We start from the raw sequence: 22,503 nt of genomic DNA, 5'->3' as shown, positions 1-22,503 counted from the left end.
AAAATAGCCCGTTTCCGCGCCATCTATTTACGCAAACGAGACAAGCATGAAAACAAAATTAAGCCAAATTTTGATTGAAGTAGCCGAACAACTTAAACAGCAGGGCGTGATTCCAGCTGATCAAGAAGTTAAGGTTCAAGTTGACCCAACCCGTGATAAAGCCCACGGCGACTTTGCCACCAACTTGGCAATGACACTTGCCAAACCCGCCAAATTAGCCCCGCGTGAATTGGCGGCTAAAATTATCGCTTTGTTACCCGAGCAGTCGGTGATCACCAAGGTCGAAATGGCTGGGCCGGGTTTTATAAACTTTTTTGTGGATGATCAAGCCAAGTTTGCGGTGGTGCACCAGGTCTTAGAGCAAAAAGCCCAGTTTGGTCAAACTGGCGCAGGCCAGGGCCGCTCAGTATTGGTTGAATACGTATCGGCCAATCCAACAGGGCCTTTGCATGTCGGGCATGGTCGTGGGGCGGCTTATGGTGCAAGTTTAGTAAACCTGTTAGGCTTTGCCGGCTTTGATGTGACCGCCGAATATTATGTCAATGATGCGGGTCGTCAGATGGATATTTTGGCGACCTCGGTTTGGCTACGTTATTTAGAAATTTGTGGCGAAACCTTCCGTTTCCCAAGTAATGGTTATAAGGGTGATTACATCTACGCGATTGCGCGTCAATTGTTTGATCAGCATGCTGATGGCTTACGCAAACCGGCGTTTGAAGTCTTTGCCGGTGCTTTCCCGGATGAAGGCGAAGACGGCGGCGACAAAGAAAAACATATTGATGCCTTGATTGAGCGTGCCAAAGCCTTATTAGGCGGCGTCGATTTTGAACAGGTATTTAGCTTGGCGCTTAAAGATATTCTGACGGATATTGAAGAAGACTTAGCCGAGTTTGGGGTTAAGTTTAATAACTGGTTCTCAGAGCGTTCTTTAATGCACACAGGTGTGGTGGATGCGGCTCTTGAGAAACTGCAACAAGCCGACAAAATCTACGAAAAAAACGGTGCACTTTGGTTCCGTTCGACTCAGTACGGTGATGAAAAAGACCGCGTTGTGGTGCGTGATAACGGCCTAAAAACCTATTTCGCCTCGGATATTGCCTACCACTTTAATAAGCTTGAGCGTGGTTATGAAACCATTATTGATATCTGGGGCTCAGATCACCACGGTTATATTCCGCGCGTGAAAGCCGCGATGCAAGCGATGGAAACCAACCCAGATGCGTTGCAAGTATTGCTTGTGCAGTTTGCGATTCTATACCGTGGTGGTGAACGCGCTCAGATGTCGACGCGAAGTGGCCAGTTTGTGACCTTGCGTGAATTGCGTGAAGAAGTCGGCACTGATGCGGCTCGTTTTTTCTATGTTGCGCGTAAATCTGAACAACACATGGATTTTGATTTGGACTTAGCCAAATCTCAATCGAACGATAACCCGGTGTATTACATTCAATATGCGCATGCGCGTATTTGCAGTGTGTTGGGTCAGTTGGCCGAAAAAGGCTATGCGTTAGATGAGACGATGGGCATGGCAAACTTGGATCAGTTAACCACCGAGCACGAAGTCGACTTGGCCACCAAATTGGCACAGTTCCCAGATTTAATTGGGCGCGCCGCCTTGGCTTATGAGCCTCATCAAATTGCCTATTACCTTAAAGAGTTAGCGCATGGTTTACACAGCTATTACAACTCTCAACAGTTTATTGTTGAGCAAGCTGAATTGCGTAATGCGCGTATGATGTTGATCCTAGCCGTACAGCAAGTTTTACAAAATGGTTTAGCAATTATTGGTGTTAAAGCGCCTGAGAAAATGTAATGGCGCAGGATTTTCGACATGCGCCAGTGCGTCGTAAGACCTACCAGCGCAAATCTCAAATCGATTCCGATTCTAGTTTTGACAGCACCAGGCCTGGTACTTCGTTTAGTTCGAGTCAAATGCTATGGTTGGCGGGCTTGTTACTCAGCGCCCTGTTGGTCACCGCATTTTTTGTGGTTAAACACTTTGCTTCGCAAGGTGTCAAAGCTTCTGACTCTCGTGCCAGTCAAGTTTATCAGGCGACATCCACTGAATCTGTTGAAGTTGAAAAGCAAGTGATCGAACTTCAAGAGCCGGTTGAAACATCTGTTACGACGGAGGCAGACGATTTAAATGAGCCGGTAGTGAAAACCCAATTTACCTTTTATGAGGATTTGCCTAATACTGAGGTGGTGGTCGATGTTGAACCTTTGCCGATAGAATTGCCTGAACCTATGTGGATTCAGGCCGGTTCATTTGCAGAGTTAGAGCAAGCCCAGCGCGAACAAGTGCGTTTATCAAATCAACAGCGTAAGGTTGATATTGCGCCGATTGATACTCAGCGAGGCCGCTATTACCGCATTATGCTGGGGCCATTTACCGATCGTTTAGTGATGAATCAACAGCGTAATGAATTGCGCCGTTTAGGGGCCGATACGCGAGTGGTGCGAATTCAACCTGATTAGGAAGCTGGCGTATCAAACTCCGTTATAACCTGATCTCGTCCGGTTTGTTTGGCCTTGTACAGCATCTCATCTGCACGCGCCACAAAGTTGTCCAGCTGTTCGCCCGCACGATATTGCGCGATACCAAAAGAAGCGGTAATTTCCGGCAAAACTTCATTGGTGCCACGACGTTTTAGTTTCGCCTGTTTTAAGGCCGTGCGCAATTTTTCGGCGCAATCTTGGGCTTGCTCTAGGCTCGAATCATTCATAATAATTGCAAACTCTTCGCCACCATAGCGACACAATACATTTTTTGGACGTTGTTTGTTGCGTAATAAATTTGCAAAATAACGTAACACGCTGTCGCCTACCAAATGCCCAAACCGATCGTTGAAACTTTTGAAATGATCAATATCAATCAAGATTAAGTGCAGCTGATCTGGCTGTTCAGCAAACTCTTCGGCCAACTCCTCTAGGCGAATGTTAAAAGCTTTGCGGTTACCTAATTCGGTCAACTCATCTTGCATACTTTCAGCACGCGCTTCAATCAGCTGTTCACGTAAAGTTTGGATTTCTAAGCTGGCTTGCACTAAATCATGCTGAACGTCTTGGCTGTTATGACGTAGGTCTCGAGTGGTATGCAAAATCGAGTCGGTTAAAGCTTTAAGTTTTTCCGGATCCAGATTAGGCTCGGATAAACGTAAAGCGTAATCATCAAGCTGCTGGTTTTGTGAGGCCAGTTTGTCGGTCCAAGCACTCATTTTTTTAACCATGGCATCTAATAAACGTTTAAACACGCGATCTAAATTACTACTTGGCTTTTCGTCTTTTAAATGCGCATCAAATAAACGTCGCCCCGTGCGATCGTTATAGCCAAATGGATCATTGAGAATCGCATCCATTTCTTGACGAAACTGGGGTTTGTCCCCTTTGAAATATTCATACCAGACCTGGTAGTTTAGAGGGCTGGGAGTGATGTCTTGTTCGCTAAATACCTCGCTAATACGCTCAAAAATTTTACGTGCTTTAACTAGGCTTTCTTGTTCATCCGACATTTTCTGGCACTCCGGGTAAGGTTATTGGGTAGATATTATCACTTAAATGCGAATTAAGCCTTAAATGTTAATATCCGTCAGCATCAAAGTAACCATTCAATCGGTAAAATAGACCAGAATTTAGATCGTATGCGCCGCCAAAGACTGGCTGAAGGTTCTTGATGGTGAGTTAATATTTGTGTATTAGTTTGATGTTCAACCCAAACCAGTTGATTTTGTTTGTTTAATTCAACTTGATAGGCGTTGGCGGGGATATCCTGATCAAAGTACTGCTCGATGGTTTTGGCAAGGGGCGGGCTGTCGATGATAAACCCAAGTTCAGTATTTAGATGAGTCGAACGGGGATCAAAATTAAACGAACCAACAAATACGCGCTGGCTGTCTATCGCAAAGGTTTTAGCGTGCAGACTCGTGGCCGAGCTTCCAAAGGGGCCAAGTTTTTTGGGTTTAATTTTGGACTGTTTACCACGCCGCATTTCAAATAATTCAACACCTCCAGCGAGAAGTTCTCGTCGGTGCTTGGCATAACCTCCATGCACCGCTACTATATTGGTGGCGGCTAAAGAATTGGTTAGGATGCGTACTTTAATTCCGCGCTTAACCATCTCCACAAATACTTGAGCTCCCGCTTTAGTGGGAACAAAGTAGGGCGAGATTAACGTGACTTGCTGATTCGGCTGACCAATAACCTGTTCAAGCTGATGGCTGATTAAGCTGCTTGGTTTAGCTAGCCCAAGTCCTTTAGCTGGATCATCGCTCAACATGCTGACCGCGCGCCAATCAAATTTCAGCTCACCCTCGAGTAGTTCACGTATCAAGTCCGATTCGCTCATCGCGGCGACATAAAGTTCAGCCGCTGGGTTGATTTGAATATTGGAAGCGGTATGTCTTAGGGTGTCTAAATCTAATTTAGCACGAGGGATAACTGTGTTAATTGGGCTGACGGCTGGACTTGACCAATAGCGATCAAAGTCGGCCGAAACATGCGGTACGACCTCGCCGATTGCGGCGACATCAAGATCTGCAAACAATAAGCTTTCAGTTGCGCCAAAGTATTCATCCCCAATATTGCGGCCCCCTACAATTGCCATTTGATTATCCGCAATAAATAGTTTGTTGTGCATACGTCGATTAGCACGTGAAAAATGAGTGATAAACCCAAACCATTTGGGGTGACGAATATGAAATGGGTTAAATAACCGAGCTTTAATATTCGGGTGACTGTCTAAGGCGCTAAGCTCTTTATCTAGGTTACGCGTACCGTTATCGTCGAGTAATAACCTTACCCGCACACCACGCTCAGCGGCTTCGTGTAAAGCTTCCAGTAAAAGCATGCCGGTGATATCTTTACGCCAAATGTAATATTGAATATCGAGTGTTTTTTCAGCTAGCTGGATTAACAATGCACGCGCCGCAAACGCATCATGTGGGTTGGCTAAAGCGCGAATACCACTAAGGTTGGTGTGTTTTTGCGCTTGTGGTTGAATCGTCTCGCCCAGTAATGTATGGCGTGATTCATTAGCGCTCAAAGCGATAGAAGGGTTGTCTTGATCACATTTTGGCAAGATGGACCTCATAATAAAACAGGCGGTGGCTAAAATCACAAGCTAAGTGATAAACTTAATCAGCATCATGCTCATGCTACAGATCGTTAGCATCCGATAGTTTTGCCAGCTTTGCCCTAGAAAGCAAGTAAAAATCGTATAATCCCTAAAAGAGACCTTTGCACGGTTAACGTTTATTAGACTAAAAGGATCGCAATATGTTTAATCCACAGCAGTTAGAAGGGGTTGCACGCAAAATTCTGGACGCGATTCCGCCTGAAATGGGGCAAGCGCCAGACGCTTTAAAATCACAAATTAAAGCGAAACTTCAAAGTGCGCTACAAGAAATGGATGTGGTGACGCGTGAAGAATTTGATACCCAAACAGCGGTACTAGCGAAAACGCGCGCCAAACTTGAGGCACTCGAAAAGCGCCTGGCTGACTGGGAAACTCAGCAACCTGTCAGCCCAAACGAACAGGCTTAAAGTTTGAGTTTCGCCTGCGTACAAAGTCGTGCTTTAGTCGGCATGGATGCGCCCTTGGTACAAGTCGAAGTGCATGCTTCAAATGGCTTGCCGAGCTTATCGATTGTCGGTTTGCCAGAAACCTCAGTAAAAGAAAGTAAAGATCGTGTGCGCAGCGCCTTGTTAAATAGTGGATTTGATTTGCCACCCAAACGCATCACGATTAACCTTGCGCCCGCTGACCTACCAAAAGCCGGTAGCCGATTTGATTTACCTATCGCGCTCGCCGTGCTTGTTGCCACTGGCCAGCTTCCTGCGAAAGCTTTAGAAGGCCACGAGTTTTATGGCGAGTTAGGTCTAAATGGCGAGTTGCGCATTGTGAGCGGTTTACTGCCGGCCTTAATTAAAGCCAAAGCCGCTGAACATTGCTCGGTGATTCCACTGCCAGGCCTGGTGGAAGCGTCCTTGTTAAGTGATAGTGATATTTTAGGCGCGGCGCATTTGTTAGACGTCTGTCGTTATTTAATCGAGGGCACCGCCTTAAATACGCCGCCCGCGCGGGTCGAACAGGATTTAAATTATGGCGTAGATTTGGCCGATGTGCGCGGTCAACATCAAGCCAAGCGCGCGTTGGAAGTGGCGGCGAGTGGTCAGCATTCGTTGTTAATGGTGGGGCCGCCGGGGGCGGGAAAAAGTATGTTAGCCCAGCGTTTGGTGACTTTAATGCCGCCGTTAGACGAGAACCAAGCGCTCGAAGTTGCCGCGCTACGCTCGGTGGCCGGTGAGCGTTTAAAACCCACCCAGTTTTTCCAGCGCCAATTAAGAAGCCCGCATCACACCTCATCCGCAGCGGCTATTATCGGTGGCGGTTGTCATTTACAAAAATTAATTCTACTTTCCAGAAATAAATTCTACAACACCATATCCCTTGTTCTTCTTGGTTTTAACGTCATCTTCCCTGGAAAGGATGGTTACTTATGGTCGTAATCCAAGCTTTCCCAAAAGATGGTCAAGAGTATGAGGTTAAGTGGTATGGAGCTGTCCGTAAAAACAGTAACTTCCTTTCAAATCCATTAGTGGAAGTTGCTGTTCAAAACACGTCCACAAACGACCTATATACGATTTTGGTTGGAGTGACGGAGCTTGATGCTTTGAGAGTTGGTACTTGCTGGCGTGATGGTGAATTAACAAGAACGGTAACTGAGATTTGTGGTCAACAGTTAGAGTCAAAAGTTTTTGAATTTGACTTCAGTGCAAAGCGGCCAGATGTCATCGATATGTATGAAAGAAGCCCAGAAAATAAGGAAAGGCCATATATTCCCAGCCCAAGGTTTAAGTTACCATTTGTTGCAACAAACAAAGATGAGAGCCAAAACTTATCTGAAGAGGGTTTGTATAGATACAATACGACCACCTATAGGAGAGCTAAGCTTAATAGGATGAAATCCATTGATGGCGAAGAGGTTTTGATTTCGGCAATGGAAACATTAACAGGTCTATATACTCCATCCAGAAAAGAAATACGTAGGCTTGTGTTAACCAAATCAAAAGATGACATTTTAACGTCTCAATTGGAAGATTGGGGACAAGAGGGTGATCATTATATGGTTAAACCCAGAACCGGACTGGGGAGTGTGCCCTTGGTTTTTTTAGCCTATTTAGCTCAAAACGCCGATGTTCAAAGTGTTGTCGATAATGTTCAAGAAACACTTCAGATCGCAGAGCTGGATGAGGATAGACGTCCTTACCCTAATCGCTACCCTGAAATACTTCCTTATCATCCTCGGGGTTTAAAGTTTACGGCTACTGGAATTTGGCTTGATAACAAAAAAACAAGGTTTTTGGTAATTCGAGTCACGAGTGTTGTTGCACCTGAAGAGATTCCCGTAAATGTATACAAAACCTTACCTCAAAATCAGCAGAACCCTGTTGGAGTTAATGGTCAGCAAGTTGTAAGGCAACAGATTATTAAAGCGCGTGAGACCCATGTTACTGCAAGCGAAGATCCAGGGCGCTTAGCGGGCAGAACCTATATTCTTTCAGAAATTGAGTCAGAAGTTGGTCAAGGTGTTATCAACACTGTTTATGAGGTTGATAACAATGAAAACAACGAGCCAGTAAATTTTGAGACGACTCAAGTATTTCAAGAGTGTGTTCAGGCATCAGCCGGTGAAGTTTTTGGTACTAAGTCACGTGTGGCTCAATTAGAAAACGAAGATGCTGAAAGAGTAGATCAGTTAGGTGTTTTAGGAGATGTCTGGAATGGACTTAATGCTTTAAAGGATATTCTAGGCTCGAATGTTTGTGATGTGTCCTGTGTAAAAGAGGATGGGGTAACTACCGATGAATTCTATAAGATTAATGCCTTAAGCGTCTTATGTGCGCGATTAGGGTTACGACCGAGTGATTTTTCGGGATGGATGAAAGATCATGGTGGCAGAAAGATGCTTTTAATCCAAATAACCATGTCAGATGGATATAAGCGCTATATCGTAGAAATCAACAGAAATAAAGGGTCCGATACATTTAGCGGGGCTTGCTTCATGGTAGATAGAATTTCAAGTGATTTTATTGGTAGGCTTTGTGAGCATATGTCAGCAAAGAAAACCGTTATTGATTTGAAGCCATTATTAGGTAAGGAAGGCAAGTTTAAGCCATTTACTCACAGGATTGGTAGCATGGAATGGGTTGAGAAGATGGGTAGGGTTTTGGCTAAGGTGTCTGGGTAGTAGTGAGTTTGAAAAGAACTAAAAGAAAAGATCAGAAAAAAGTGCACGTACTAGAGTATGAAAAGCAACTGACCCAATTATTAGGATTTAATCGCCAACGCAAGCTTTCATTTTTCTTGGGCGCGGGTATCTCAACTAGCTGTGGCCTTCCAGATTGGAAGCAGTTATTGGATTTGCTTGAAAAAACACTCATTGACCGTGGCTCTATTATTAAAGATGATGTTGCGGATTGTGCACGAAAGTGTTTAGGGGAAGAATTTAATTCTATCGTAGCCGACTGTTTATACGGAAGCGAGGAAGTAGTAATTAATGAAAGTATTTTGGCTATTGCTCATTCAGGTGTTAACAGCATCGTTTGTTTTAATTTTGATGATCTTTTAGAAGAGGCCTTTTCAACAGAGCTAATTAAGCATGATGTCGTCCTTAATGGTGAAAAGTTTAATTTAAACAATAATCATGTAACTATATTTCACCCCCACGGATATTTAGAACGTTTAGGTACAAGCAGTGAGTTTAAGGAATCGAAAATAATTTTGTCTAAAAGTGATTATGAACAACTTTATAAAGATCACTATTGCTTAACAAATTTAATCCAGCTGTCAATTCTAATGACAAAAACGGTTCTTTTTGTTGGCATGTCGATGAAAGATCCAAATACTATCAGGCTTTTAAAAAAAGCACGAGAGGTTGGTGTTTTTAATTGGCATTACGCACTAGTTAGGGGTTTTGGTAAGCACGCTAAAGATATTGAACAAGAGACGGCACGCCTCAGTGATATGGGTGTTATCCCAGTTTGGTATAGAGAGCACTCAGACATACCAAGAATCATTAGAGAAATAAGTCTTAACACTCCATTATCATTTGCAACCAAGGTTAAAGCCGTGAATAAGGTATTAATTGAAGCAATTAAAGAACTCTCAGGGGTTATTAATTTTAGTGCAGGAATTGGGCATCCCATGGATGAAGCGCGTGCTTATTCAATGCTTAAGGCATTGAATAAGCACGGCATCAACATGGAAGTTAAAGAAGTGTACGAGAGCGCTCATAGTAATAATTGGGCCGATTTGCATGCTAAGGATTTAGCTCAACTAGCAGGCCTGGTAAATGATGGTGGTAAAGTTAGAGTAAAGCTATCAGTTGAATATGAATGGGGCAATAATCTCGTTAAGAAGCTGATTGATAAGCATAAATAGTTTGGTTGGAGAGCATTTAAAATTCTGTGCCAGACTAGTTTCTTAAATACCTATTTAGAGTGCCCAAAAACATTTACAGAGGTTTTATAGACTCAAAATTCATACCGAATCGCAAGCAGTATCCGCATGCAGTAAGGGTAAATGATACGATGTCTCTTCTTAAGAAAAAACTTGATGTTACAGACTCAGCGCCAAAAGTATCTGAAGTTTCCTTGAGATGCTATAAATCCTGGGAGAGCTATGTAAGACAGGTGTCTTTAAATTTAGAGTAATAGTTTGGGACTTGCTGCTAATTCAGCGAAAAGATTATAACGGCATATGAATTTAAGAGATAGAATCAAAGCATATTGTTTGATGGGTGGATGTTGGGTTTATCTTGAGTCGGAACTAATAAAATCTGGAATGAGTGAGAGTTGTGCTCGTGCTTTTATAAATACTTACAGACAAGACCTTGGAGAAGAGAATGCGTCTAGAGCAATTCAAACCTATGATCTTTGGTTAGAGGCGGACGATGAGATAACACTGCTATACCTTAGTCTTTAATGTTTAGTTTGAACTTTGTAACCCTTATCTTCGAACAACTCGGCTAAGTCTTTTAGCATCGGAGTTGGCTGATAATAGCCTTTAGCGGCCACATACAATCCTGAGGTGGTTTCAAGATACTGGCAGTTTACAACTGCATGCCCCGAGTAACCAAATTGCTTTTGAAGAATAAACGACTTTTCAATATCACGTCCATCCTCAATACACAGTTGAGTCATCTGCAATGCCCTCTCTCCGCCCTCTAGTACCCTATACTCGGGACCATCGATTACACCTGAGGTTGCGATAATGGCGGATATTGCTACAGTACTAGCGCTACTGATTGGCATAAAAGAGCCTTGATGAAAATAATTTATTAAGCACTACATTTGACTTATCTTTAAGGCATTCATTCTAGGCTCCTCAAAATGTCCACTTCTTAATTGCAATGCATGTTTAAAGTAGAGTTTTACGGTTTTGCTGTGTAAGTTTATTGTTTCTTAATGCAATTTTAGACTCAACCTGAAGTATTCCAGGTTAAGCTAATTGTGCGTGCTTAACGCAATTATTCCAGTCGATGTTTTTGTTTTTTTACATACTCGTGAAATTCGCCATGTTTAAGCATGGTTTTTCCGAGTTGGTTTTTTAGCTCATTACCCATGACTTTAAGTTCGTCACGGTTTGATTCTGTTTGACGTTTACCTACTTTAGTTAGATGGTAGTTTAGTTCATGATCTTCAGAAAAGTTCACATAGTCGTGGTCACTTATACTCATATTTGTATCCTTATGTATGGATAGGTGTTAGTACGCTATCCTTTATATATATTGACTTTTTTCAGTATGTATTTCAACTAAATTTATTTTATACTAGAGTTGTTTGTTAATATTTATGGTGTAAAAGTCGGATTTATTGGAGAGGGATGTAGGGTCTCGAGAATGCTTTATTTTATAGCGCAGTTTAAGAGTTTTTAGTTGCTACTGTTTCATAGTGCCATGATTGTTGATGGCTTTGTAGATCAGATTGAGGAATAAAAATATTGAATTCTTCTAAAGATGTTAACGAGTGGATTGATGAAGTTTTATTTGAGTATTCACTTCAAAAAAATAGTTGCTCTTCATTTAAGAAGGATTTTGCGGGGTACTATTCGCAAGAATTACTTTCAAGTGCATATTATGTTGTGGTTGATGAAATCCCGCTACCCACTTTTTTAACTGAGATAAACGTCCGTTTTAAAGAGTTCCTCGATTTGGATACGCATGGTATCACGTACAAAGATACCTACTTTATCAAAGGCGACCATTTGACTAATAAAGCACTTCATTTCCATGAGCTGGTCCATGTTGTCCAGTGGCGTTTGCTGGGTGCTGAAGACTTCATTGAACGCTACTTAGGTGAGCTGGATGCTTATGGTTATGATGAGGCTCTTTTGGAGAAGATGGCTTACGGGTTGCAGGCTGATTATGAAGAGAGAAAGGTTTTTAATGTTGAAAATATAGTTAAAGGAAATCTTTAATTTATGGGGTGGGCATGAATATCTTCTCATACGTTCTTAAAAATGACTCTGGATTTGCGCCTAATCCGTTTTGTGGATTTCTCACTCTTGCAACTTGTAAACCCGTGGTTCGAAGAGTAGCAAGGCCGGGTGATATATTGGTTGGCACAGGCTCAGTAAAATCAGTTGGTGCTGGGAGGCTTGTTTATGCTGGTGTTATTAGTGAGGTGGTATCCTTAGAGGAATATGGCTGTGTGCCAAGGTTTAATTGTAAGCAACCTAGCGAAGCGAATGGTGAATATGGCATTCATGGCGATAGCATATATTTTTTTGACGGTAATGATTGGGTTCAGAGTGAGAATCCACATCATTCAAGTCAGGATTTAGAATCTGACATCGGTGGACAGAATGTATTAATTTGTGAACGTTTTTGGTATTTTGGCTCTGGTGCAATTGAGATACCTCAAGGCTTACAAACTATAGTAAAAAAAGGCCCGGGGCATAAGCGAATAAGGGACGAATCGGTGGTGAGTGAGTTCCTAGATTGGGTTTCTTCATGCAAAATTGGTATTCATGGCCTACCCGAAATCGATTATAGGTGTGGTCAGTCTATAAAGGGGTGCTCGGTGTGCTAAAAAGGTTGAATAAAATTTCATCGAGGAAATGGTGCTAATTCAGAGGAAAGCTCAGTGCATTGTTAGCACGTTAAGTCTGAGGTTAGTTTAGGTTGCAAAAAACAGCTACAAATATGGACATGTGCAATATATTGTTTATATCGTGATAAGGTAATCAAAAAGAAGGTGCTTATGCAAGTTGTAAGTTATACAGACGCAAGAAAGAGTCTAAAAAGCGTATTGGATTCTGTTGTAGATAATGTGGATTTCACCATTATTACACGCCGGGATGCTGATAACGTGGTAGTAATGTCTCAAGACTATTTTGATAGTTTAATGGAAACGGTGCATCTATTGAGATCATCGGCTAATGTAGCGCACCTGAAACAATCTATTACACAGTATTGTGCAGGGAAGGTTGTGCAAAAAGGTTTGATTGATGAAGGTTGAAGTCCTATCTTGGACTAAGTGTGCTTGGGGTGATTATCCTTATGGCAAAATCAAAGAAAAAACTCTTAAACGAATCAACAAACTCATTACAGACGCAATGCGCTCACTATTGCTAAATATGCCCGATAACTAAGTCCTTAATTGCTTGCTTCTCCAAAGCCAAATCCGCTACATCTATTTAGACGGTTGTTCTCTTTTTAGACTCTTGAGTTGCGAGGCATCCATGTGTAGTGGTAAAGTGAAATTGGCCACTACACAAATCGTAGCGGTCGTGCATGTAGAAGTAAATACGGGCAATGATACCTTTTACCTCGTCACGAGGTTCGACTACTCGCTGTTTAAAGTTTACTTTAAAATTACAGCTTCCATTTGGCGAAAAATAGGATCGTTGGCAATACAGTTTTTTCGGCCACCTTCTTGCCAGCATTGGCGTTGATGACCAAGTGAGTGAGCTGGTACAACATGTTCCCACTCAATTCGTTTTCCTCGGTTTTCTTGTGCCCTAACTTGGTAATCGCAAGAGCCGAAGTCGATTTTGCCACCAGAGCGTCCAACCCATTTCCAATTGCATCCACAATAGAATTCTTGGTTATTTAAATTCTGATCGTAGTACACATATTTTTTTAGTTCATATTTGGCTTGTGAGAAACTTTGTGGAGCCGCCAGTACGCTAATATTTGAGAGTAATAATGCTATGACAACGGCACTTAAATAGTGTTTAAGGTTCATAAAATTAGTGTTATCGTGTAAATTAGCTGGGTTGATTGTCGTATATGTGGGTTTGAATTGCTATAGACGTGTCGCAAAAAATATTGATTGTTGATGATGGCGCTATATTTTTAAATACGCTTAAATGGAGTCTTACGAGAAGTATAGCTTCGATGTTAAGGTGGTATAAAGTCCTTTGGATGCACTTAGCGTTTTGAATTACGAGTCATTAGAACTTTTTTATTAGGTGGTAGATAAACAGATTTTAAATGCAAGGTAGGTGTTTATGTATTTTCCAATGTTAAGATGGAAAAAAGGTGAAGAAATTGCGATGTCTAAAGCTCCACAAGATTGGAGCAGTCGGGTTTCCCCTATTTGGATGTTTGAGGAAAGAAAAGATTATTTGTCTGAATATACTGGAATTAAGAATGTATGGTCAGGCAAATTCATTTTTGATGTCTCAAGTGATGATATAGCAGATGTTAATGTTGAGCTAACACAGGTTTTAATGGATCCCTTAGCCTCTGTTGCAGTTTCATTAAATCAATTGCCTCTTATGACTCCCTCGTTAATTCAAAGTTTTTCTAAGAAACCGGTGCTCAAGATCGGAGTAGAAAATTTTGATACTGCAATCAATTCAACCTTTCATAGCGATCAAGTTAATAAAATAAGACAAAGTACACTAAGAAACATAACTCTAATTTTAGATTTTTACGAAGTAAAAGAGCAATATATCGATTCTGCGTTAGAAATAGCTAAGTTTTGTAAGCTTTATGCATTGGACAATGTGTCATCAATTATTCTTTCATCAGGTTTTTTCCCCAAGTTGTTGGATGGAATTCTTGGACGGTATGAAGTAAAAAGGAAAGATAGAGAGTTTTATGACGAAATGGTGCGTTTAGCTCCCTTTCCTTTTTTATACAGTGACTATGCAACTATTCATCCATGGTGGCGGCAATCAGATACAATGCGTTCCGGTCACACAAATCTTAAGTATGCACATGATGATTATTGGTTGGTTCTTAGGGATCAAGGTAAAGGGGGGGATGTATCTCATGCATTAGCTAGTCTATTGGTTGCATCCCCTGAATATCGTAGTGAAAATTTTTCGTGGGCAGATAAAGTGTGGCATGATAGGTCGTTGACCCCACCGTTAACGGGCCCTGGGAATTCTTCTATGCATGTGTCGGAATTTATACATCATCATATTGCCCAAGTCCTAGCGTTTAGGTGAGGTTGATTAATGGCGTTCTGACTTGGTAGCCAGCGCCACTTTCTTTTGGCAAGTTCTTGTCTGATTTTTACTCTAAGCTCAATTTCTGAAAGATGTTCAACTAGCAGCTCTCTGAGGTGGGAGTGGTTGAGTTTAGAGACGCCTAAATGGGTGGAGTTTTTTAGAATATTTTTGGCTTCATCAACATGAAGCAAGTCGACTAATCCTTGGATTTTTCTTTTGGGATTGTTCTTGGCTTTTTGTATATTTTTAACCTGCCCAGATTGTGTTATCTCAATAATTCCCCACCACTTCGGAACCATATGTATTACTTTATTTATATGTTTTGTGGCGCAAACTAAATGTATTTTTTCAAAGGTTTCCTGATATTGGTTACCTTGGTCGAGTAGCCGCTTAAGGGTGTCATTAGGTCCTTTGATTTCAAAGCATTCCAGATAACTTCCTATTAGAACAATATCAGCTCTTACTTGACCGGTTCGTAATGGGACTTCTTCATAAATATCGGTTTCCCCAATAGATTTCCTACGAGTAAGGTGTTTGAAAAGGAGTTGTCTGATTTCTGGATCGTTCATAAAAACCATTTTAATTGCTTTTTGTATAAAAAGATAGTATATTTTATGCAATTATGCATTAAAAAATAATTTTATGAGTATAGAAAAACTACAAGAAAAAATATTGCAGGCTTTCAAAGAGCAGGGGCTTAAGAATACACTTTCTATAGCTGAAAAGCATGGTATGGTGCAGAGTACAGTATATAGAAACTTAAAAATGACGCAGGTATCTATAACGCCAAGCTTAAAAAAATTATGCAATTATGCAAAAGTTGAGTTGCCTGAGCATAGTGGCGTTAACCCACGATCTAGTAAAATTATTATGGATGCAATACAAGAAGTCTGGGATGGTTCAGATGCACATGCAAAAAAAATTCGTCGTTTATTGCTTGTTGCCCACTCGTGTAAAATGTACCTTAAATAGTCATGGAGCATTATTTTGACAGTACAAATCCCTACTAAAACAGCTATTTATAAGGCCGCAAAAGCAGAGGGCCTATCGAAGGCGCTCATTAAAAGCATGCTGCCTAGATGGTGGGACGATTCCTTACTGGAAACTTCGTCAGGATTTGCTCAATTTGTATTTTTTCTCAAAAGTAGGTTTGGACTTAAATTTGTGCACTCTGAGTTAAGTGCTGTCGAATTTCATCATACAAAATTGCAAAGAGAGTTTAAGGTTCGCACGGGTGTTGATGAAAGCCGGCTTGTTGCGGCATCCCTTCAATTGGGTGCTTATGCCCGGACCTTGGTAAAAGCTTATGATTACAATGTACGACCTCAAAATATTGATTACTTGAGGGAGAAGCTTTTCGAGAATATAAGTTTAACACTTGAAGGTACTCTTGAACTTTGTAGAGATGCAAACCTCCCAGTGCTATTTGTATCAACGATTGCTTCAGGTGCTCCTCGGCCTGCTGGAGCTGTTTTTAAATTTGGAGAACGTTTTGCAATTGTTTTATCACACAGGCATAAAATTCCCTCAATCCAGCTTTTTATTTTGTTGCATGAAATTGGACATGCTTTGCTCGGGCATATGTATGAAAAGGAGTCGATTACAGATTTTTCAATATTAAGGCTTGCAGAAACACTAAGAGATGAGGCAGATGCACAAGAAGATGAAGCGGATTTATTTGCTTTAAGAGCTTTAAGGGGCCATATTCCTTTGGATAAGATAATTTCATCAATGCCTGTGCCAAAATCTTCGGCCGAACTTGCGGTATTCGCACAAAAGGTTTCGAAAGAGTATGGTATTTCAGCTGGGCATGTGGTTTTATCCTATGGTAAAGAATACGCTGACTGGCGGGTTGCGCAGACGGCTATTAAATTTTTAGAGTCACCTAATGCTTTGGAAATTCTTGAGCAGCATAATCAAGTCCAATTAGACTTATTAAGACTCAAGCAAGATGATGAAGATTTGTTGAGCCGGGTTCTGTAGCCATGAAGCGAATTTATATCGATAACGATATTGGGTTGAAGTTAGCGCATTATGGAGTGCTACGTGGCTTAGTGGAATATTCATTAGAAAGAGGCTTTGAATTATATTGTCTACAGTCATTGAAATATATTGCACAAAGATATGTAGATAGTCGGAGTGACATTCTAGATAAGAAAGCTTTCACGGAACAGATAAATTATTTGATAGGGATCTCCAGAGAGCCTCAAATAGGGTTAGAAACAATTCAAGTATTGCAAGAGATTGAGCATTCAGATATTGATGAAGGAGAGCTCACCTTGATTGGCAGTGCAATAGATAACAACGGTTGTATTGCTACCGGTGATAAGCGTGCTATAACAGCGACACATAGTTTTGTAAAAACACATCCAGGAGTGTTGTCTGGGTTAGGGTTTCTGACTTTGGAGCAGGTCATAAATATGGCTCTAGAGCTGTTTGGTAACGATGCTTTTGATACAATAAAAAGATATTGTACTGTCGATGGAGCAATAAACCTATGTTTTAGATCAGGATGTAAAAATGAGGCTCAAACGGGGCTTGTTAGTTTTGTAAACTCAATCAAAAGCGACTGCATTCAATTTACATTCTGTAATACTGAAGATGGTAGCTTAGATTAGTTTTGTATCCCTCACCTTTCCAAGTGTTGTTTTTTTGTACCCTCATAGATAGCTTCAACTTGAAATGTTGGACATTTTCAATAAAATTAACGCAAATTGACTTCAGTATTCACAATACTGCACTTGTATCCGGCAAATAAATAATATGCTTGGAAAGCTTTATTTCGCAATTGTTTACACTAATCTTCTCCCGAATTTTCTTTAGCTCACTCGGTAGTTTCACCTGGTGGAGGTAAGCCAGTGCAAGTTCAATGTAATCTTCTCGCGAAAATGTTTCTGAACGCAATAACTCTATTAGCTTTTGCTTGCTGCGTTCAACAGATTCATCAGATCTTTCTAAAGCTAATTTATAAACTTTGTCATCAAGGCTGGGCAAATCAAGTTGGTGGTGTTTTCTTAAGTACGTAATGAATCCCCATAGACTTGCTCGTTGTCCAGAGTGAAGCCATAAGTACTGCCGGATGAGTTCAGTGTCCGGTTCATTTTTATTTTGGTAATCACCTAACTCTAGAAAGTTAACGGCGGTACCAAATCCCAATCTCGCAGTATGCGCAGTGTTTTTGCCAGATACATATTTTTTAATGATCTGTTCGTGATAACTGTCCATGTACTTGAATAAAGGACTGATCTTAGGTATGCGATCATATGCGCGATCAACACAGTCCAAGTTTCCTATCTCTAACTTTCTAGTGTGATCAAGAGGGATAAGTTCCATTTCATCTAAAAAGTAAGTAACCGTTAAATGCTTTCTTGTCTTGGCTACAGTTAAGTGGCTCGCATACTCGTCATAACTTGGAAGGCTGTTGTGTTTCTCAAACCACTGGCTCAGAAAAACGAAGATATCAAAGCTAGAAATAACCTTTCTTGATGCAATGCCAGAGTCACGCGTTTTTTCCATCCATAGTCCGTAGTCGTTATAGATTTTCGCAATCTCCGGGTGCAACGCTTTTGATGATAAATTGAGTCGCTTTCTTAAGCTCTTGTTGCAGCTACATGAGCTACAAGTATTTTTCAAAAAGCCGCCAGGCAGTATCTTTCCACAAACATTGCAGGCTTTATCTGGCTTAGTGGAACAGGATTTGCAGAAAGGTTTCTTATCAAGAGTGTAGAAAAACGGTGGCCGAGTAAAGTGGCAATGAGAGCATTTAACCCCGATTTGTTTATTGAGGCACTTGTCGCAAATGGGTTCATTTATATTGTAGGGTAATCTGCGCGATACACTCCTAGTTGTCGCACCACAACAACTGCATGCAGTTGCTGGTCGAAAATGAATTGAGCACGAATTACATACTGGCCCATTGTCGGTGATTTTTCCGATACTATACTTTTGCTTGCCACATCGTATGCAGGGCTTCCCCCTTGTCTCACAGGATTTGCAAACCGCAATTGAGTCATATTTATAAATGCGTTTAATTTCACCACAAACAGAGCACTCACGCTTTTTGAATAAATAGGCGTAACATGTACCGCAGTACTTCTTGTTTCGATGTACTCGATGGTAAGTACTGGCTTCTCTACCGCACAGGCCACATTCTGACATCATAAATACCTTTGCAGGTCTTCCCACATCTTTAGAACATCTGATTTCGACCTAGGCTTGATTATCCTTTCTGTACTAATCCTAGTGGATGAGGAGCTGTTCTCGTTGGTGGTTAGTTGATAGGCAATAACTTTTAAAGTGTCGTTGGTAAGGGGGCTTTTGCGAAATAAGGCGTTTTGTGTAACTCCAGTTTCAATAAATAACTCGATAAGTTCATCAATGCCTAACTTCATTAAACTGTTTAAACTTATGAATAAGGAGCTCGTCGACTCTGGTGATAGTTGTTCAATACCATGGCCGCTTAATCTAGCATCCATACAAATAGGGAGACCTAATTCTTCCCTAAATTTTTTGATTGTGTCTGTGCGCCTTGTCGCATATTGAAAAAGTCCCAATATGAGATGAACCGTTTCAAACAGTTCAGCTGGAGTTTTAGTATCCCAGGGCAAGGAATCATCTTCATTAATCGCATGAGAAAGGATTTCTTGAGCGGATAAGGCCTCATCTGAAGTCTGAATTGTATTTGCCGTTCTTAAATCAAATTGGCATCTCAGACAAATGCAAATATCCGTTTGATCTTGAGATGCTTTATGGGGACTGATAGGTAATCCACATTTTGGGCATTGATTAATAAGTAGCAGCTTATGCTTAGGGCAGGAATGATTCCAAGCCAAACGCCAAGACTTTCGAAAATAAGGTGTACCATCTTTTAAGCACTCCGGGCAAAATCTCATCCCGACGCTGCGCTCTCGGTTACGTGAACCTTGTGGAATAACCCATAGCCAGTTCGTATTGGGGTGAAGTTCCCGGGTAGTGAGTTGCTGAACGGTTGGGTAGAGAGTCGCATTTCGTAACCGTTCAAGGTTAAAAGGACCAAAAGAGATGCGTTGAAGTTTTTCGTCATCACAGTGCCTATCAAAGTCGGCGATCCAGGCTCTCCACTTCCCCCAAAAGTACCATGTCCAAGTCATCGGATCAGAGCCATTTTCAAGCGAGGTTCTAATTAACCATGAGCTCAGCAGCTCATCTGGCTCAATCGGTATTTGAATGGGCCAGTATGGTGTTTTCATAGATCGATATACCGAATGTTTCGTTGCCCTTTAGTCGGCTTGATATCTTTATGACTCATGATTATTGCATGTGTAATTTTTTCTTCACCTGTCTCAATGGCGCTTTTAGCGCAGGCGACTAAAAGCTTGTTTAAGTCCCCGAGATTTCCACTAGATATTTGATATAGTGTGGTCGCTAGCTCCTTAGACTTTAAGTCTGATTCATACTTTATTGGCAACAACTTTTCATAGCTGGCTAATAGCTTTAAAAAATTTGTATCTAAGTCCCATTTAGGAAGTTCAGCGACATCAAATCGGCTTGCATGCTGAGGGTCGGTGTGAAGAACCTGAACCGCATCTTTAGTGCCAACTCCAACGATGCTCAAGCCTAGTTCATTGCTTAGGTTTTTTAATGCAATCATAGATTCTCGTTGGCCGGCCGGGCCTCCTGATAAAAAGTTGTGAAGCTCATCTATTATCAGCATTCTGGTTTGAAACCGTTGCATCAAGTGAATAGCTTGTTGTCGGAGCTTCGCTTTAGGGTCTGTCGGCCTAAATGGTGCAAAAAAGTGATCTAAAATTGCAATGAAAAGAGACTTCTCGTCACTTGAGGTGGGCGCAGCAATATTGATGACCGGTTTTTTAACGACCTTAAATGATGAGTCAGGCTCTTCGATTACCTCAGTATAGTGGCGCTTTACAAATTCCAGAATAATTGTGGTTTTACCCATGTTTGGATCACCAACAATCAACAGACTTTGTGGCCTAACTTTTTTGGGTCGAGCTAGTAAATCTTCAAGAAGATTGAGAATCTTTTGGGCTCTGTCATAACCAATCCAGTGGTCTTCCTCAATAAAGAAAAGACGTTCTTTATCAGGAAGGTCAACAACTGGACGAATGCGTTCAAGTAAGTGGGGGTAATTCTGTTCAATTGTGTCAGTAGTCATCTGATGTCCTCAAAGCTTTCTATATCCTGGCTCCACAAATCATCATCAAATGATGGATTAGCTCTACTTGTCTCAGGTGATGGCGCCAATGTCTGTGTAACGGCGGTTTTCTCATGCAGTTTTTTCTGAGTGCTTATCCGTCGTGTCTTCTTGGTTCTTTTGCGAGCCTCATCGGCTTGTTGGCGCAACTCATAGATAGCATCATAAATGGCTATTTGGTTGGACGGTTTTTTATTCTGAGTATTCAGATACTCTTGAACTGCACGATATTCCCAAAGGCTGATGGGCGGGATTTCTTGTCGGCCGGTAGGTATTTTGAAATACTTTTTAAGTTTAGGTTCATAGAACCAGATATATGAAATATCCCTTGGGTCGCGCTTAAATATAAATTTACGAGGTGTTTTACCATCGTCCCCTTTAGAACCAATCCAGATTCGGAGTACATCGCTGTAATAATAAAGAGAGTCTATTGAAATACCGTTTCGTTGAATGGTGCGTTCGAACTCAGGTAGAAAATCAATTATTAAAGTATCTTCATCACTAGGCTTATCTCTAAGGCCAACTCCGGGCTCAGCTAGAGTGCCCCAGATTCCATCTTCCCATTTTTGAAGAGGTGACATACGCAGCTCAGAATGTTTTTGGTGGTGGTAGACTTTAGTAATCCAGGTCACAATCCATTTTTCAAGTTCAGCAAATGTGAGAGATGACTCTTTGTCTGAATCATACGATCCACGCTGACTGACATTTGAAAATGTGGCACCAGGTAAAGTGTGAATCTCTTTGTTTAGAGAACCAATTAAACGCTCAATATGTCCGCCAAACTGTTTACCACCAATTGGGCGGTACTCCCAGTTAATTCCATACTTAAGACACGCTCTTTGTAAGTCGGTCGTTCGGAAGTCTGCACCGTTATCTGTGTGTATAGAGTCCATCATCCCCCAGACATCCCAAGTGGCATCAATATCTAGGTCTATAAGCTTTTTGTTTTTAGGCAAAATCGACATGGTGGTACACATAGCTACCGATGTGGTGCTGGGTGCGTCAAGACTTAAGTAGTAACCCGTTATGACTCGGCTGAAAACATCAACAGCGAGTGTTATCCAAGGACGTCCTATGGGTTCGCGGTGCTCTTCATCTACTAAAATGATATCGAGCTTGGTGTGGTCGATTTGCACGTAAGCAAGAGGATAATCTGCGCCCGGGAATTCTTTTACCGCTGGTGAGAGCTTGTCTTTAATTAAATCTTTCTGACCCCGGTTCCGCATACGCTTATATAGCGATATGTCGTTAATTCGGTTTCGAATGGTGTTTGGGTGCGGGGCATCTATTCCCTTTCTTTGGCAAGTTGCCATGATGTACTGAACAACTTTAGAAATGGTTGGCTTTTGAGTGGTTAAATAGAAATTGTTGATTCCCTCCTCAATAATATCTTCGAGTGTTTTAGGAAGTCGAGACTTGTTTGGCTTCCAACCACGTTTATCTGGAATGAGGGCACTGATTGAATTAGACTCTCGATATGCTCTTAGCCAGTTGTAGATAGTGGTGTAGTGAACCCCGTGTTCATTAGCGATGGATTCTATTTCAGATCTGGATGATTTTTTAACTAACGGTTCTATGATTTCGAAACGGTTATAAGCAATCTGCCAATGTTCATCCGGTATGTCGGAGTCATCCTTTGAAAGCTTTGCTTCTAGTGCGGGATTGTCTACAGGTGACAGTTCATCAATGTTGAGAAGTTTTGCACGATTATTATCGAGGTTTTGACCGACAGCCTCTGAAAAACTGATCACATCCGTGATTATGTACTGCTGTTTGCCTTTCTGAACAATTGACCCTTTTTTAATTGTTACGCGCCTTCGATCCAAGGTTACACCGACTGTCATAA

Annotated in this window: 25 protein-coding genes; 14 read left to right on the top strand and 11 right to left on the bottom strand. The window is 41.4% G+C overall.

The window, feature by feature from the left end:
- Nucleotides 1-46 precede the first annotated feature (46 nt).
- Both argS and N746_RS0110135 read left to right on the top strand, forming a co-directional pair.
- On the top strand, nt 47-1,810 hold the full coding sequence (gene argS / locus N746_RS0110140) for an arginine--tRNA ligase (protein ID WP_029936283.1): 1,764 nt from the start codon (nt 47-49) through the stop codon (nt 1,808-1,810).
- Entirely contained in the window at nt 1,810-2,475 is a 666-nt protein-coding gene (locus N746_RS0110135) for an SPOR domain-containing protein (RefSeq protein ID WP_029936282.1), read from the top strand. Before argS ends, N746_RS0110135 begins: the two co-directional genes overlap by 1 nt.
- On the opposite strand, the gene N746_RS0110130 is transcribed toward N746_RS0110135, so the two are convergent.
- A complete protein-coding gene (locus N746_RS0110130) occupies nt 2,472-3,509 on the bottom strand; it encodes a GGDEF domain-containing protein (RefSeq protein ID WP_029936280.1) in 1,038 nt (345 codons plus the stop codon). The genes N746_RS0110135 and N746_RS0110130 overlap by 4 nt on opposite strands.
- 83 nt (nt 3,510-3,592) lie before the next feature.
- Nucleotides 3,593-5,074, bottom strand: coding sequence for a phospholipase D family protein (locus tag N746_RS0110125; RefSeq protein ID WP_029936278.1), 1,482 nt, complete (start codon nt 5,072-5,074; stop codon nt 3,593-3,595).
- A gap of 197 nt (nt 5,075-5,271) precedes the next feature.
- Between N746_RS0110125 and N746_RS0110120 the strand changes: the two genes are divergently transcribed.
- Genes N746_RS0110120 through N746_RS0110105 form a run of 4 tightly spaced genes read left to right on the top strand, consistent with a single transcriptional unit; the run spans nt 5,272 to nt 9,439 of the window.
- Nucleotides 5,272-5,538: an accessory factor UbiK family protein gene (locus tag N746_RS0110120; RefSeq protein ID WP_029936276.1), complete on the top strand. Its 267-nt coding sequence runs from the start codon at nt 5,272-5,274 to the stop codon at nt 5,536-5,538.
- Between the two features lie 3 nt (nt 5,539-5,541).
- Nucleotides 5,542-6,504 (top strand): YifB family Mg chelatase-like AAA ATPase, encoded by a 963-nt coding sequence (locus tag N746_RS0110115; protein ID WP_051678625.1) that lies wholly within the window; start codon nt 5,542-5,544, stop codon nt 6,502-6,504.
- Nucleotides 6,495-8,246 (top strand): hypothetical protein, encoded by a 1,752-nt coding sequence (locus tag N746_RS0110110; protein ID WP_029936271.1) that lies wholly within the window; start codon nt 6,495-6,497, stop codon nt 8,244-8,246. Before N746_RS0110115 ends, N746_RS0110110 begins: the two co-directional genes overlap by 10 nt.
- Before the next feature lie 8 nt (nt 8,247-8,254).
- Nucleotides 8,255-9,439 (top strand): SIR2 family protein, encoded by a 1,185-nt coding sequence (locus N746_RS0110105; protein WP_162173038.1) that lies wholly within the window; start codon nt 8,255-8,257, stop codon nt 9,437-9,439.
- A 539-nt stretch (nt 9,440-9,978) separates the two neighbouring features.
- Here N746_RS0110105 and N746_RS0110095 read toward each other — a convergent pair.
- Nucleotides 9,979-10,311 carry a hypothetical protein gene (locus N746_RS0110095; RefSeq protein WP_029936265.1) on the bottom strand — a complete coding sequence of 111 codons (333 nt, stop codon included), beginning with the start codon at nt 10,309-10,311 and terminating at the stop codon, nt 9,979-9,981.
- Nucleotides 10,312-10,526: 215 nt separating this feature from the next.
- Nucleotides 10,527-10,736, bottom strand: coding sequence for a hypothetical protein (locus tag N746_RS0110090; protein WP_029936263.1), 210 nt, complete (start codon nt 10,734-10,736; stop codon nt 10,527-10,529).
- 263 nt (nt 10,737-10,999) lie between these two features.
- Between N746_RS0110090 and N746_RS0110085 the strand changes: the two genes are divergently transcribed.
- The 4 genes from N746_RS0110085 (at nt 11,000) to N746_RS10860 (ending at nt 12,652) form a co-directional block, all read left to right on the top strand.
- On the top strand, nt 11,000-11,476 hold the full coding sequence (locus N746_RS0110085) for a hypothetical protein (RefSeq protein ID WP_038125952.1): 477 nt from the start codon (nt 11,000-11,002) through the stop codon (nt 11,474-11,476).
- Between the two features lie 14 nt (nt 11,477-11,490).
- Nucleotides 11,491-12,090 (top strand): Nmad2 family putative nucleotide modification protein, encoded by a 600-nt coding sequence (locus N746_RS10735; RefSeq protein ID WP_051678624.1) that lies wholly within the window; start codon nt 11,491-11,493, stop codon nt 12,088-12,090.
- A gap of 171 nt (nt 12,091-12,261) precedes the next feature.
- The gene (locus N746_RS0110075; RefSeq protein ID WP_029936259.1) at nt 12,262-12,519 is read left to right on the top strand and encodes a type II toxin-antitoxin system Phd/YefM family antitoxin; all 258 of its coding nucleotides are present in this window, start codon (nt 12,262-12,264) and stop codon (nt 12,517-12,519) included.
- Nucleotides 12,509-12,652, top strand: coding sequence for a type II toxin-antitoxin system RelE/ParE family toxin (locus N746_RS10860; RefSeq protein WP_156018330.1), 144 nt, complete (start codon nt 12,509-12,511; stop codon nt 12,650-12,652). The genes N746_RS0110075 and N746_RS10860 overlap by 11 nt, the downstream gene beginning before the upstream one ends.
- 45 nt (nt 12,653-12,697) lie before the next feature.
- Here N746_RS10860 and N746_RS10980 read toward each other — a convergent pair whose 3' ends face one another.
- Nucleotides 12,698-12,946 carry an endonuclease gene (locus tag N746_RS10980; RefSeq protein ID WP_281169741.1) on the bottom strand — a complete coding sequence of 83 codons (249 nt, stop codon included), beginning with the start codon at nt 12,944-12,946 and terminating at the stop codon, nt 12,698-12,700.
- Entirely contained in the window at nt 12,865-13,248 is a 384-nt protein-coding gene (locus tag N746_RS10785) for an endonuclease (protein WP_245603365.1), read from the bottom strand. Before N746_RS10785 ends, N746_RS10980 begins: the two co-directional genes overlap by 82 nt.
- Before the next feature lie 265 nt (nt 13,249-13,513).
- Between N746_RS10785 and N746_RS0110060 the strand changes: the two genes are divergently transcribed.
- Nucleotides 13,514-14,461 (top strand): beta family protein, encoded by a 948-nt coding sequence (locus tag N746_RS0110060; protein ID WP_029936256.1) that lies wholly within the window; start codon nt 13,514-13,516, stop codon nt 14,459-14,461.
- On the opposite strand, the gene N746_RS0110055 is transcribed toward N746_RS0110060, so the two are convergent.
- Nucleotides 14,431-15,033, bottom strand: coding sequence for a sce7726 family protein (locus N746_RS0110055; RefSeq protein ID WP_162173037.1), 603 nt, complete (start codon nt 15,031-15,033; stop codon nt 14,431-14,433). The two genes, N746_RS0110060 and N746_RS0110055, sit on opposite strands and share 31 nt — an antisense overlap.
- Before the next feature lie 73 nt (nt 15,034-15,106).
- On the opposite strand from N746_RS0110055, the gene N746_RS0110050 reads away from it, so the two are divergent.
- From N746_RS0110050 to N746_RS0110040, 3 genes are read left to right on the top strand one after another with little or no spacing between them, the layout of a single operon-like run.
- The gene (locus N746_RS0110050; protein WP_029936253.1) at nt 15,107-15,436 is read left to right on the top strand and encodes a hypothetical protein; all 330 of its coding nucleotides are present in this window, start codon (nt 15,107-15,109) and stop codon (nt 15,434-15,436) included.
- 15 nt (nt 15,437-15,451) lie between these two features.
- Nucleotides 15,452-16,447 carry an ImmA/IrrE family metallo-endopeptidase gene (locus N746_RS0110045; RefSeq protein WP_029936251.1) on the top strand — a complete coding sequence of 332 codons (996 nt, stop codon included), beginning with the start codon at nt 15,452-15,454 and terminating at the stop codon, nt 16,445-16,447.
- A gap of 2 nt (nt 16,448-16,449) precedes the next feature.
- The gene (locus N746_RS0110040; protein ID WP_029936249.1) at nt 16,450-17,082 is read left to right on the top strand and encodes a hypothetical protein; all 633 of its coding nucleotides are present in this window, start codon (nt 16,450-16,452) and stop codon (nt 17,080-17,082) included.
- 109 nt (nt 17,083-17,191) lie between these two features.
- On the opposite strand, the gene N746_RS0110035 is transcribed toward N746_RS0110040, so the two are convergent.
- From N746_RS0110035 to N746_RS0110015, 4 genes are all read right to left on the bottom strand, one after another.
- Nucleotides 17,192-17,980, bottom strand: coding sequence for a hypothetical protein (locus N746_RS0110035; protein ID WP_029936247.1), 789 nt, complete (start codon nt 17,978-17,980; stop codon nt 17,192-17,194).
- Between the two features lie 641 nt (nt 17,981-18,621).
- On the bottom strand, nt 18,622-19,692 hold the full coding sequence (locus N746_RS0110025; protein WP_029936244.1) for a TniQ family protein: 1,071 nt from the start codon (nt 19,690-19,692) through the stop codon (nt 18,622-18,624).
- Complete coding sequence (locus N746_RS0110020) at nt 19,689-20,618, bottom strand: TniB family NTP-binding protein (RefSeq protein ID WP_029936243.1); 930 nt, start codon at nt 20,616-20,618, stop codon at nt 19,689-19,691. Before N746_RS0110020 ends, N746_RS0110025 begins: the two co-directional genes overlap by 4 nt.
- Nucleotides 20,615-22,501, bottom strand: a complete 1,887-nt coding sequence (locus N746_RS0110015) for a Mu transposase C-terminal domain-containing protein (RefSeq protein WP_029936241.1) — start codon at nt 22,499-22,501, stop codon at nt 20,615-20,617. The genes N746_RS0110020 and N746_RS0110015 overlap by 4 nt, the downstream gene beginning before the upstream one ends.
- Nucleotides 22,502-22,503: the final 2 nt, after the last annotated feature.

It is taken from the genome of Thiomicrospira pelophila DSM 1534, assembly GCF_000711195.1.
GTDB lineage: Bacteria > Pseudomonadota > Gammaproteobacteria > Thiomicrospirales > Thiomicrospiraceae > Thiomicrospira > Thiomicrospira pelophila.
The sequence above is the reverse complement of the archived record's forward strand: the minus strand, read 5'-3'. Positions and strand labels throughout refer to the sequence as shown.

What these genes read in the sequence shown, in the direction of transcription:
- N746_RS0110060 (WP_029936256.1), top strand. Translation starts at nt 13,514, where the DNA reads ATGTATTTTCCAATGTTAAGATGGAAAAAAGGTGAAGAAATTGCGATG.
- N746_RS0110135 (WP_029936282.1), top strand. Translation starts at nt 1,810, where the DNA reads ATGGCGCAGGATTTTCGACATGCGCCAGTGCGTCGTAAGACCTACCAG.
- N746_RS0110075 (WP_029936259.1), top strand. Translation starts at nt 12,262, where the DNA reads ATGCAAGTTGTAAGTTATACAGACGCAAGAAAGAGTCTAAAAAGCGTA.
- N746_RS10980 (WP_281169741.1), bottom strand. Translation starts at nt 12,946, where the DNA reads ATGCTGGCAAGAAGGTGGCCGAAAAAACTGTATTGCCAACGATCCTAT.
- N746_RS0110040 (WP_029936249.1), top strand. Translation starts at nt 16,450, where the DNA reads ATGAAGCGAATTTATATCGATAACGATATTGGGTTGAAGTTAGCGCAT.
- N746_RS0110055 (WP_162173037.1), bottom strand. Translation starts at nt 15,033, where the DNA reads ATGAACGATCCAGAAATCAGACAACTCCTTTTCAAACACCTTACTCGT.
- N746_RS0110110 (WP_029936271.1), top strand. Translation starts at nt 6,495, where the DNA reads ATGGTCGTAATCCAAGCTTTCCCAAAAGATGGTCAAGAGTATGAGGTT.
- N746_RS0110120 (WP_029936276.1), top strand. Translation starts at nt 5,272, where the DNA reads ATGTTTAATCCACAGCAGTTAGAAGGGGTTGCACGCAAAATTCTGGAC.
- N746_RS0110095 (WP_029936265.1), bottom strand. Translation starts at nt 10,311, where the DNA reads ATGCCAATCAGTAGCGCTAGTACTGTAGCAATATCCGCCATTATCGCA.
- N746_RS0110020 (WP_029936243.1), bottom strand. Translation starts at nt 20,618, where the DNA reads ATGACTACTGACACAATTGAACAGAATTACCCCCACTTACTTGAACGC.
- N746_RS10860 (WP_156018330.1), top strand. Translation starts at nt 12,509, where the DNA reads ATGAAGGTTGAAGTCCTATCTTGGACTAAGTGTGCTTGGGGTGATTAT.
- N746_RS0110090 (WP_029936263.1), bottom strand. Translation starts at nt 10,736, where the DNA reads ATGAGTATAAGTGACCACGACTATGTGAACTTTTCTGAAGATCATGAA.
- N746_RS10735 (WP_051678624.1), top strand. Translation starts at nt 11,491, where the DNA reads ATGAATATCTTCTCATACGTTCTTAAAAATGACTCTGGATTTGCGCCT.
- N746_RS0110025 (WP_029936244.1), bottom strand. Translation starts at nt 19,692, where the DNA reads ATGAAAACACCATACTGGCCCATTCAAATACCGATTGAGCCAGATGAG.
- N746_RS0110035 (WP_029936247.1), bottom strand. Translation starts at nt 17,980, where the DNA reads ATGGAAAAAACGCGTGACTCTGGCATTGCATCAAGAAAGGTTATTTCT.
- argS (WP_029936283.1), top strand. Translation starts at nt 47, where the DNA reads ATGAAAACAAAATTAAGCCAAATTTTGATTGAAGTAGCCGAACAACTT.
- N746_RS0110130 (WP_029936280.1), bottom strand. Translation starts at nt 3,509, where the DNA reads ATGTCGGATGAACAAGAAAGCCTAGTTAAAGCACGTAAAATTTTTGAG.
- N746_RS0110015 (WP_029936241.1), bottom strand. Translation starts at nt 22,501, where the DNA reads ATGACAGTCGGTGTAACCTTGGATCGAAGGCGCGTAACAATTAAAAAA.
- N746_RS0110050 (WP_029936253.1), top strand. Translation starts at nt 15,107, where the DNA reads ATGAGTATAGAAAAACTACAAGAAAAAATATTGCAGGCTTTCAAAGAG.
- N746_RS10785 (WP_245603365.1), bottom strand. Translation starts at nt 13,248, where the DNA reads ATGAACCTTAAACACTATTTAAGTGCCGTTGTCATAGCATTATTACTC.